At 34.9% G+C, this 10,836-nt stretch carries 9 protein-coding genes and 1 pseudogene; 7 read left to right on the top strand and 3 right to left on the bottom strand.

Features of this window, described 5'->3' with window-relative positions; translation table 11 throughout:
* Positions 1-315: 315 nt before the first annotated feature.
* Complete coding sequence (locus COE25_RS31230) at positions 316-459, bottom strand: hypothetical protein (protein ID WP_218964334.1); 144 nt, start codon at positions 457-459, stop codon at positions 316-318.
* Between the two features lie 452 nt (positions 460-911).
* On the opposite strand from COE25_RS31230, the pseudogene COE25_RS20425 reads away from it, so the two are divergent.
* The 3 genes and pseudogenes from COE25_RS20425 to COE25_RS20415 all read left to right on the top strand — a co-directional run bounded on the left by COE25_RS20425 (position 912) and on the right by COE25_RS20415 (position 4,055).
* Positions 912-2,599: pseudogene (locus COE25_RS20425) on the top strand (DUF6044 family protein).
* A gap of 23 nt (positions 2,600-2,622) precedes the next feature.
* A complete protein-coding gene (locus COE25_RS20420; RefSeq protein WP_098933914.1) occupies positions 2,623-3,615 on the top strand; it encodes a glycosyltransferase family 2 protein in 993 nt (330 codons plus the stop codon).
* An 8-nt stretch (positions 3,616-3,623) separates the two neighbouring features.
* Positions 3,624-4,055, top strand: coding sequence for a GtrA family protein (locus tag COE25_RS20415; RefSeq protein ID WP_098933913.1), 432 nt, complete (start codon positions 3,624-3,626; stop codon positions 4,053-4,055).
* Positions 4,056-4,278: 223 nt separating this feature from the next.
* On the opposite strand, the gene COE25_RS20410 is transcribed toward COE25_RS20415, so the two are convergent.
* Positions 4,279-4,464 (bottom strand): hypothetical protein, encoded by a 186-nt coding sequence (locus COE25_RS20410; RefSeq protein ID WP_088087053.1) that lies wholly within the window; start codon positions 4,462-4,464, stop codon positions 4,279-4,281.
* 540 nt (positions 4,465-5,004) lie between these two features.
* Between COE25_RS20410 and COE25_RS20400 the strand changes: the two genes are divergently transcribed.
* The 4 genes from COE25_RS20400 (at position 5,005) to COE25_RS20385 (ending at position 9,852) form a co-directional block, all read left to right on the top strand.
* The gene (locus tag COE25_RS20400; protein WP_098933912.1) at positions 5,005-5,352 is read left to right on the top strand and encodes a hypothetical protein; all 348 of its coding nucleotides are present in this window, start codon (positions 5,005-5,007) and stop codon (positions 5,350-5,352) included.
* 231 nt (positions 5,353-5,583) lie between these two features.
* On the top strand, positions 5,584-7,464 hold the full coding sequence (gene htpG / locus COE25_RS20395) for a molecular chaperone HtpG (RefSeq protein ID WP_098933911.1): 1,881 nt from the start codon (positions 5,584-5,586) through the stop codon (positions 7,462-7,464).
* A 162-nt stretch (positions 7,465-7,626) separates the two neighbouring features.
* Positions 7,627-8,634, top strand: a complete 1,008-nt coding sequence (locus tag COE25_RS20390) for a DUF3231 family protein (RefSeq protein WP_256942341.1) — start codon at positions 7,627-7,629, stop codon at positions 8,632-8,634.
* A gap of 234 nt (positions 8,635-8,868) precedes the next feature.
* A complete protein-coding gene (locus COE25_RS20385; RefSeq protein ID WP_098933910.1) occupies positions 8,869-9,852 on the top strand; it encodes an aldo/keto reductase in 984 nt (327 codons plus the stop codon).
* A gap of 118 nt (positions 9,853-9,970) precedes the next feature.
* Here COE25_RS20385 and COE25_RS20380 read toward each other — a convergent pair whose 3' ends face one another.
* Complete coding sequence (locus COE25_RS20380) at positions 9,971-10,516, bottom strand: TetR/AcrR family transcriptional regulator (protein ID WP_088087056.1); 546 nt, start codon at positions 10,514-10,516, stop codon at positions 9,971-9,973.
* Positions 10,517-10,836: the final 320 nt, after the last annotated feature.

The raw sequence follows: 10,836 nt of genomic DNA, 5'->3' as shown, positions 1-10,836 counted from the left end.
TGAAAGAGGGTTACATTGACAAAGTAACGAAAAAATGAGCATCCCCGGTAAATGAAAGAGAGTTACATAGAAGGGTAAATTGGATAGGTTCATAATATGTTTACTTTTAGACCCATGGATTGATATGTTTCTATGCTATTGTTAATTTAACTGATAAAATCCTTGGGGGTTATTTAATGAGCTGCGGTTGTACAACGAATCATGATTTTTGCCTTATGAATTAAAAAGAATAGGTTGCTTCTGCAACCTTTTTTTGAGCAAACAAGCAGAGAGTTTATTATGAATAAGTGTCCGAAAGAGTACGAAATAGACAAACTAATGCCATGCTGTCATGATCACGCTGAGAGCAATAAGGGCTATGCCAATTACATTTACCAAACTAAGCTTTTCCCCGATAATTACCGGGATTTCACCTAAATTCCCCTCGAAAATGAACACTCCCATTAAAAAGATTGCCATAATTATGGCCCTAATGGCCATCATAGTGTTGGCATCAATATTTTGTAAACCTAATTTTCCAAATACGGAGACTAATGCAGCTGATGTAGCTGAAAGTAGAGCAAATACAAGTCAGGACATAACCACTCAGATCCTTCTTTTTCTATCAATCTACTGTTTCGACTTTAGGAACACTAATCCCTTTACTATCGATTTTTTAATTAACTTTTAATATTGTATTAATACAATTTTTAGGTTATCAGACTATACTTTACCTGTATCAATATATTGAAACTTTTGGTAAGTGGTCATCGAATATAGAAAGATATAAAGTAAAGGAGTAAAAAGGAAATTCATTGTAATTCTTAAGCTGTCTGATAATTTGGAGATGTACATTAACAGGTAGCAAATGCCATAAATGAAGCAAACGATGATATTAGTTTACGAAGAAATTTATATAATGCGGTGAAAAAATGTTTAATTTTTGGAAAAACGCTAATCAAGAGAAAAAGCATATATACTTTGCAACACTTTTATTGATAGTTTACGTTTCGCCGTTATTCATTTTAGGCGAAAACGCCCATATAAGGGTTCATGATAATTTAGATTCGAACATTGCCTGGTATAAAGTGTTGAAGGATAGTGGCCAATTGTTTGGCGGGATCAATAGTACTCTCCCGCAAATTATTAATGGCCTGCCTAGAAATGCCTTTGGTACGGAGTTCAGTGGGATACAATGGCTGCATAACCTGTTTCCCTCGATGCTTGCGTATTCTATAAGCCAAACTATCACAAGAGTGTTTGCCTTTTTAGGCATGTATCTTCTTCTAAAGAATCATTTTGTAAAAGAAAAAGAGGCTTACCCTATCCGTGTTTGGGTATCGGTGGCTTTTGCCCTGACCCCATTTTGGCCGTCCGGTATGCTTAGTACTTTGGGAATGCCACTTGCATTATGGGCTTTTTTGAATATTAGAGAGGGTAAACATACCTGGAAAGAGTGGCTCACTCTTATATTGTTACCTTTCTATTCTAGTTTAGTGTTAGGATTTTTCTTCTTTTATTTTTCATGGGATTGCTATGGTTAAGAGATTTTCTCGTAAAAAGAAAAAGCAATTGGCTCTTCTTTTCCAGTATCGCACTAATGACAGTTATTTATTTACTGATAGAGTATCGACTTGTTTACTCGTTAGTGTTTCCTGATGCACCAACCAGCAGAAATGATTTTGTTAGTTCAAAACTTGGCTTTTGGCGCACCATTCGATTAGTTTTTAAAAACTATTTTTTAGGCCATACACATGTATTAACACTTCACACCTTAGTAATCGTCCCTCTTTCTTTTCTAGTTCTATGGATGTTGAAAAATAAAAAAAGAGACTGGTTAGAAAATCGCTATCTTTATCTTTTCATGTTTAATATCGTTTTATCCGTTTGGTATGCTTTTTGGTTTTATAAAGGCTGGGAGCCGCTAAAGGAACGTGTCTCTCTTCTAAATACATTCAACTTTGCAAGATTTCATTTCCTAAGACCTTTAATTATTTATCTTATGTTTGCAGTTGGTTCCTATTTACTTTGGAGGTTCGGAAAGAATTGGCGGAGATTTGTTAAAATATGTCTCATTGTTCAGATTTTAGTCTTGTTTGCAGCAAATGATGAAATTGTCTACAGAAGTGCTGGAAAGCCCTCTGTAAAGCAATTCTATGCGACAAGCCAATTTCATGAAATTAAAAAATATATCGGTAAACCACAAAGTAGTTACAGGGTGGCAAGTATAGGACTCCACCCAGCGATTGCTCAATATAATGGTTTTTATACACTTGATACCTATAATAATTTCTATCCCTTAGCTTATAAACGAGAGTTTCGGAAAATTATTTCGAAAGAATTAGATAAAAGTCCTACCTTGAAGGAATACTTCGATGAATGGGGCGGCAGATGTTATCTTTTTGTCGCAAAATTAGGAAAAAAATATGATTTTAAAAAAGATTCAAAGGTAAAGATCGACCATTTACAACTTAATACAAAAGTATTTAAAAAGATGGGCGGACAATATATCTTCTCAGCAGTCCCTATCTTAAATACGGATGAAAATGGACTTGTATTCAAAAAGGCCTTTGAGCAAAGAGATTCTGCTTGGAAAATTTACCTTTACCAAGTCAAATAATGTGGTTACAGGAGTGATTCCAAATGAATAAACCGGTGCTAACAATAGTGGTCCCTTGTTTTAATGAAGAAGAAGTATTAGCTGAAACGTCGGCACAATTATCTTCTGTTTTATTTGAATTAATGGAGGAGTCGCTTATTTCAATAGACAGCAAGATCCTCTTTGTGGACGATGGCAGCAGGGATCGGACCTGGGAATTAATTGAAGTGGAAAATGAAAGAAATCCAAATATAAGAGGATTGAAGCTTGCTAGAAATGTTGGTCATCAAAATGCACTCTTAGCTGGATTAGAGATAGCCTCTAAGCAATCGGATTGTGTCATTTCAATCGATGCGGATTTGCAGGATGACATTAAGGTCATCCATCAATTTATTGAAAAGTTTTGGGAAGGACAGGATATTGTCTATGGTGTAAGGGATAGCCGAGAGTCGGATACGTATTTTAAGCGGACAACTGCTTTAGGTTTTTATCGGATGATGGAAAGAATGGGGATTAAACTTGTCCCAAACCATGCAGATTTTCGTCTTATGAGTAAACGAGCTTTAGATGAGCTATTAAAATATAAAGAAACAAACTTATTTCTTCGTGGACTTGTTCCACTTGTAGGTTATAAATCCACAAAGGTCTACTATGACAGAAAAGAGAGATTTGCTGGAGAATCAAAATACCCACTAAAGAAAATGCTTGCCTTCGCATTTGATGGAATGACATCCTTTAGTGTCGCCCCGATTCGATTTGTCACATTTATTGGATTTTTGGCAGTGTTAATAAGTGCAATAGCAGAGGGCTATGCGATAACCCAAGAAATATTAGGTCGTACCGAATCCGGATGGACTTCTTTAATTATTTCCATTTGGTTTGTTGGAGGTTTACAAATGTTAGGTATTGGTATTATTGGAGAATATATCGGTAAAATCTATCATGAGGTTAAAAGACGGCCAAGATATGCCGTTGAAAAAGACTTATACTCGCGTTTATTAGTGGAACAACTGCAAAAGGCAGCAGTTGAAAAATAGGAGAAGCTATGAAATTTTCATTCGTTCGCTTTATTATAGTAGGAATTGTTAATACGGTGGTTGGGTTATCCGTTATGTATCTTCTTTTACATCTACTTGGACAGTCCTATTGGATCGCCACTTTTGTTGGCAATTCGATTGGAGCCTTTGTTAGTTTTATTTTAAATAGAAATTTTACGTTCAAAAGCAAGGATTCAGTCTCAAAGAGTGCTATCCGCTTTATTGTTGTTATCTTGGGCTGCTATTTCATTTCTTATGAAATTGGAAGAAGTTTTGTTGAATGGATTCTAAACAAAAATGAGTTCTTCAGTCCGTTTGTTAAAACCGATATCTCAGTCCTAATAGGCACCTGTTTGTACACGCTGTTAAACTATTTTGGGCAAAAGCTGTTTGTGTTTTCAAAAAAGGATACCGTCATATTCAGTACTGATTCAAAATAAATAAGAAAAAGAGGAGAATTTTAAATGAGTTATTCAATGGATATACAAAATCCATCGAGTATGTATCTTTTTTCATTTTAGAATCTCCTATCAATCAGTTTTGGATTGTAAATCTCCCTTTAATAAATATTGATTGCAAAAATTTTGAATTTATTTTAGGACCTGGCTAACATTTAATTGAAAGAGGAAAAGCACCCTTATAGAGTGCTTTCCATAACCATATTTACTTACTGAACAAACTTCTAACTCCTTTATAAATTAAGACGAGTGAGAAGATTAGAACAGTTAGTATACCGATGATATCAGTGATTGGGGAAACGCTTTCAAGAAATGAATCAGCTAAAGGAACTCTAATAAGTGCGAAACCAGATAAAATTGTAGCAAGTAATAAAAAAATTCGATTATCCATTTGGTTTACCCTCCTTCCGATGCGATTGATAAAATATATGTCAATATCGTTACGAATATGTCAATTATGTAAAAACTAATTATAAAAGAAATGTGTAGAAGTGAAATGATTTTAGAAATAAGGAAGAAGAATGGATCAGTACCACTCAATTTAGGTCTAAATGTAAAATTGACATAATATTTTCATAAATCGCACATTTAAAAAGTCAAGTAATATGATATGTTATACAAAAATAGTTCCCAAAATGGTAGGTGTGAAATTGGCTAACTTTTATGATAAATTACCGCTCGATGTACTTGCACAATTTCTTTATCATATTAATAAAAAAATTGAAAATGGCATACTGTCCAAATCGTTGAACTATGAAATTGAACTCATCAATAAATGCGTAAATAAAAAAGGATTAAGTATTACAGAATTAGATAAATACTTAATTAAATAGTTGGTTTTTAATTTAAATGAGAGTTGGGTTTGCTGCCTTTTTTCATATTCACATTAGGGAGAAAAGCGTATTAATATGCCGAAGTTCGGAGGTTAACCATGTTTATTAAAACCATAGAAAATACAGAAGTTAGCTCAGTCATTTTTATTAGAGATTATTTGCAGTTTTATTTTGAAGGTGAACAGATTAATGGAACCTTGACTACATATTCATTGCCAGTTTCTGTCGTGAATGGCCGATATTTTGAAAGCGCCTCGTTAGGATATCGAGATTCTTTATGTTCTCTTATTAACCATCAAGTAAAGAAGTCGAAAATTATTAGTGATCAAAATATTGTTTTAACATTCGATAATGATGATAGGTTAGAGGTTTCATTAAAAAAAGAAGATCGTAGTGGTCATGAGGCAGCAATGCTCCGGGTCAATAACGAGATTGCAGTTTGGTAAAAACGCACTTCATAAAACGGAAGAATAAGCTGCCTTTATTGGTGGCTTTTTTTCACTTTGTTAAAAGATTTGTGAAATAAAAATAGATACTTATTGACACGACAACGTGAAATATGATATTTAAATATATGGATTAGCACTCAGGTGGTGAGAGTGCTAATAGGTGCTGATTTACTTTTTAGACAATCTAAATCAGTTTTTACATATTAAGAATAGAAAGGGGCTTTTTCTATGTCGAAGATACAATTTAAAGCAGAATCTAAACGATTACTAGAGATGATGATTAACTCCATTTATACTCACAAAGAGGTATTTTTAAGAGAGTTAATTTCGAATGCCAGTGACGCCATTGATAAAATTTATTACAAAGCCTTAACTGACGATGCTTTAAGTTTTGACCAATCCAATTATTATATTAAATTGGAAGCTGACAAAGAAAACCGTACACTTAAGATTATCGATACAGGGATTGGGATGACCAAGGAAGAACTGGAAACAAATCTTGGGACGATTGCCAAAAGTGGTTCCCTAGCATTTAAAAAGGAAAACGAATTAAAAGATGGCTATGACATTATCGGTCAGTTTGGAGTAGGTTTTTATGCTGCTTTTATGGTTGCTGACGTAGTTACTGTGATTAGTAAAAATTTAGATAGCGATGAGGCTTTTAAATGGGAATCCACAGGTGCTGATGGATATACGATTGAGCAGGTAGAAAAAGATTCAGTTGGGACAGAAATTATTTTAAAGATTAAAGAAAATAGTGAAGATGAAAACTATGATGAGTATTTAGAGGAATATCGCTTAAAAGCGATTATCAAGAAATATTCAGATTTCATCCGTTATCCAATCAAAATGGATGTTACCAACAGAAGACTCAAGGAAGGCAGTGAGTCCGAATACGAGGATTATCAAGAAGTAGAAATTATCAATAGCATGGTTCCGATTTGGAAAAAAAATAAGAGCGAGCTTACCGATGCAGATTACGAGAACTTTTATAAAGAAAAACGCTACGGTTTTGACAAGCCAATTAAACATATCCATATCAGTGTTGAAGGGACCATTAGATATAATTCAATCCTATATATTCCTGAAAAAACTCCGTTCGATTTCTATTCGAAAGAATTTGAAAAGGGCTTAGAACTCTATTCCAATGGGGTTCTGATCATGGAAAAATGTGCTGACTTGCTTCCAGACCATTTCAGTTTCGTTAAAGGGATGGTCGATTCCGAAGATTTATCTCTTAACATTTCAAGAGAAATGCTGCAGCATGATCGCCAATTGAAGCTGATCGCTAAAAACATTAACAAAAACATCAAAAGCGAATTACTAAGCCTTCAAAGAAAAGAACGAGAAAAGTATGAAGAATTTTATCAATCCTTCGGTCGTCAGTTAAAGTACGGAGTTTATAATGACTTTGGTGCAAACAAAGAATTATTACAGGACCTGATCATGTTCTATTCTTCTAAAGAGAAGAAACTGGTTACGTTAGATGAATATGTATCAAGGATGCCAGAAGATCAAAAATATATTTATTACGCTTCCGGTGAATCGATTGAACGAATTGAAAAATTACCACAGGCCGAATTCGTTTCTGAACAAGGCTATGAAATTCTTTATTTCACTGAGGATATCGATGAGTTCGCAATCAAAATGTTAATGACCTACAAAGAAAAAGAATTCAAGTCGATCTCAAGTGGTGACCTGGGTATCGAAGCGGAAGAAAACAAGGACGATTCCGAATCAACAGGAACGGAAAATAAAGAGCTCTTTGACTATATGAAAACCATTTTAGCGGATAAAGTGAAGGATGTAAGGATTTCAAAAAGGTTAAAGTCCCACCCGGTCTGCCTGGCAACTGAAGGGGACATATCGATTGAAATGGAAAAAATTCTTGCTGCGATGCCGAATAACCAAAATATCAAAGCGGATAAGGTCTTAGAAATCAATAACAATCACGAAGTCTTCCAATCATTAAAAGAAGCATTTGAAAACGATAAATCAAAATTAGATCTCTATACCAAGTTATTATACAATCAAGCACTATTGATTGAAGGATTACCAATCAGTGACCCAGTAGAATTTACGAATGATATTTGTAAAATAATGGTGTAATATTCTATTGAACTGGCCGTTCTCGCACAAAAGTGAGGGCGGCTTTTTTAATTTCTCCTTGGTTTATCGAAATGGTTTGACTACCGAGACAAGAATCCGAATCATTATCAATTTTATTGGGAATTCTAATGATGTGAAAACTTTTAATGGAGTTGAAAATTATTGGAACATCATTCCCCAAAAATAACCTCGGCGGAAATTTCTATGTTATGGAGTACATACATTGGTGATACAATGGCAATTTGTATTCTAAATCATTTTTTACAAACTTGCGAAGACCATGACATTAAACCTATTATTGAATTCGCTCTAAAATCTGCACATGACCATATCCAACAAATATCTGAATTATTTACTTTAGAAGGTATTCCTCTTCCGAATGGATTTGGAAAACAAGATGTAAATTTAGAGGCAAAAAAGCTCTTTTCTGATGTAACTTATATGCGTTATCTACATCATATGGGGAGAACAGGATTAAATACATATAGCTTGGCTAAATCCATTTCAGCGAGAGAAGATGTTCGTAACTTATTTAAGTTGTTTTATGACCAAACGGAAACGCTATATGACAGAAATACAAAATTGATGCAGGAAAAAGGCGTGTTTATACGTTCCCCTTATCTTTCATATCCAGAAAAAGTGGAATATATTACGGAGAGATCATTTCTTGGAGGTCTTATAGGTCACCGTCGTCCATTGCTTGCAATGGAAGTTGCTCATTGTGGTATTAATATAGAGGTGGCAAACGTAGGTAAAACGATGCTATTAGGATTTAGTCAAGTAGCACAGTCAAAAAAAATAAGTGACTATTTTAAAGAAGGATATGATCTAGGGAAGAAAATGGTAGAAGATTTTATGATAAAATTAAAAGAGGACGATAATTCTTATCCCTCTACATGGGATTCAACTATTACCAATAGCACGGATGCTCCTTTTTCTGATAAATTGATGTTATTTCATACTAATGTACAAAGTGCTATTGGGATTGGAGACTTCGGTCTTGCCATTGCCGCCTCACTTCGGAAAGATTTAGCCCTTACTTATGAAAAATACCTTCTAAAGGTAGGTTCATATGCGGAAGAGGGGACAAAAATTATGATCGATCATGGATGGTTTGAAAAACCTCCACAATCGATAGATAGAGAAGCAATTCGAAATCAAAATAGATAATGAAAGTTTTATCTGGTTTGGGCTGCATTGGAGACACTTTTCATTATTTACTTCTCATATAGGAGCTAGTGGGTTGATTTTTTTTCCTTACAATTTTTAAAGATAATGAACAATTTTAATGGTTTTGTTTAGTAATACACAAATTCCGTATATTTAACAATTGAATGTGCTTTCCTTCTGGTTATAATAGGAAATAGTTAACTATGTTATTTTAAGAAAGAGAGGACAAATCAATTGGATTATATGAAACTTGGAAATACTGGTTTGGATGTATCTCGGCTTTGCCTTGGCTGTATGGGTTTTGGTGTAGCTGAGAGATGGGTACATCCTTGGGTAATAGGTGAGGAACAAACTCGTCCTATTATTAAAAAAGCTCTTGAGTTAGGACTCAATTTTTTTGATACAGCGAATGTATACTCAGATGGAACAAGCGAAGAGATTGTTGGAAAAATTTTAAAGGAATATACCAATCGAGATGAAATCGTTCTTGCAACAAAAGTATATTTCCCTATGCATGAAGGTCCAAATGGAAAAGGTCTTTCTCGAAAGCATATTATGAGTGAAATTGACAAGAGTCTTAAACGGCTAGGGACAGATTATGTCGATCTATATCAAATACACCGGTGGGATTATAATACACCTATCGAAGAGACAATGGAAGCATTGCATGATGTTGTGAAGGCTGGTAAGGTAAGATACATTGGTGCTTCTGCTATGTTGGCATGGCAGTTCCTAAAAGCAAACCATGTTGCTGAAAAAAATGGTTGGACGCGGTTTGTATCCATGCAGAATCACTTAAACCTTTTGTATCGTGAAGAGGAACGTGAGATGCTGCCGTTATGTAAGGAAGAAAAAATCGGTGTGATTCCGTATAGCCCGCTTGCTTCAGGAAGATTGACGCGTGATTGGGCAGAAACAACGCATCGTTCCGAAACGGACCAAGTTCAGAAGTCTAAATATGATGCTACTGCTGATACGGACAGATTGATCGCAAAGCAGGTTGCTGCCATTGCCGAAAAACGCGGCGTACCTCGCGCCCAAATTGCACTTGCTTGGTTGCTGCAAAAGGAACCGGTAGCAGCTCCTATTATTGGGGCTACAAAAATATCGCATCTTGAAGATGCAGTACCAGCTCTTTCAATCAAGCTAACACCTGAAGAAATAGCATCACTAGAGGAACCATATGTACCGCACCCAGTAGTTGGTCCCTTAGTTTAGTTCAACACGAGCTAAACATAGTGTTTTAATGGTGTACATGATAACAAAAACCATAACATTAAAGAAACGGAACTCCTTTAGGAGCAGTGTGCCAACGTGCCAACACTGCTCTGTTTTTTTATAAATTCCTATCTAATAAAATCCCTACTTGTTCTGCCATCACACGAGGGGTATAAGGCATTCCGTTGTTGAACCACCATTCCACTAGCCCTACGTAAGAGGTGACAATAAATTGAAGAATAACATCTTCATTTAATCCTTGATTTTTTCCTTTTGCTACATCCACTTCATCTTTAAATTCTTCGATGAGAAATTCAAGGAACTGACTACGAAATGAAGGGGCTCCTTTACTGGCTAACATCGTGGAAAAGAATAAATAATGATTTTCAAGGTATTCGAACCAAGGGAGATTTGCATCTATATAATCCAATTCAGATGCCGATTCACATATCTCCCGTAGTTTTTCAATATGTTCTGCAATGAGCTTATCCAGTAGATCATATTTATCCGTGTAATGAAGATAGATCGTTCCCCGGCTAACATTGGCCCTGTCGGAAATATCTTGTATTGTAATGTCATCAAAATTTTGTTCGGACATCAATTCAATAACTGCTTTTTTAATCGCTTCTTGGCTTTTGGCTATTCTTCTATCCACTTTAGACATTGTGAGGGTCACCAAACTTTCATAAAGATAATTAACAATTTAAATTGATTTGTTCATTACTTAACAAAACGTGTTTATTTAACCATTGTAAGTATTTTGTATCTGATTATAATTATATACAGATGTTCATTAATTTATCAATGTTTATTATGTTAACATCTTGATGTGGGAAAATCGAATAATGTGTATTCAAAATTTTTAGTATTACCAAGTACGTCTCTCTTCATGGCGGGGAACTGCTTGCACACCGTATCGCAATGTCGCTGACAGGCAGTACAGTCATGCTGGTACTAGCGATGGATTGTCGTTATTTCAGGGGT

Origin of the sequence: Bacillus sp. AFS031507 (assembly GCF_002584635.1) — a bacterium.
In the GTDB taxonomy this organism is placed as follows: Bacteria; Bacillota; Bacilli; order Bacillales; family Cytobacillaceae; genus Neobacillus.
This window is presented reverse-complemented; position numbering and strand designations above follow the sequence as displayed.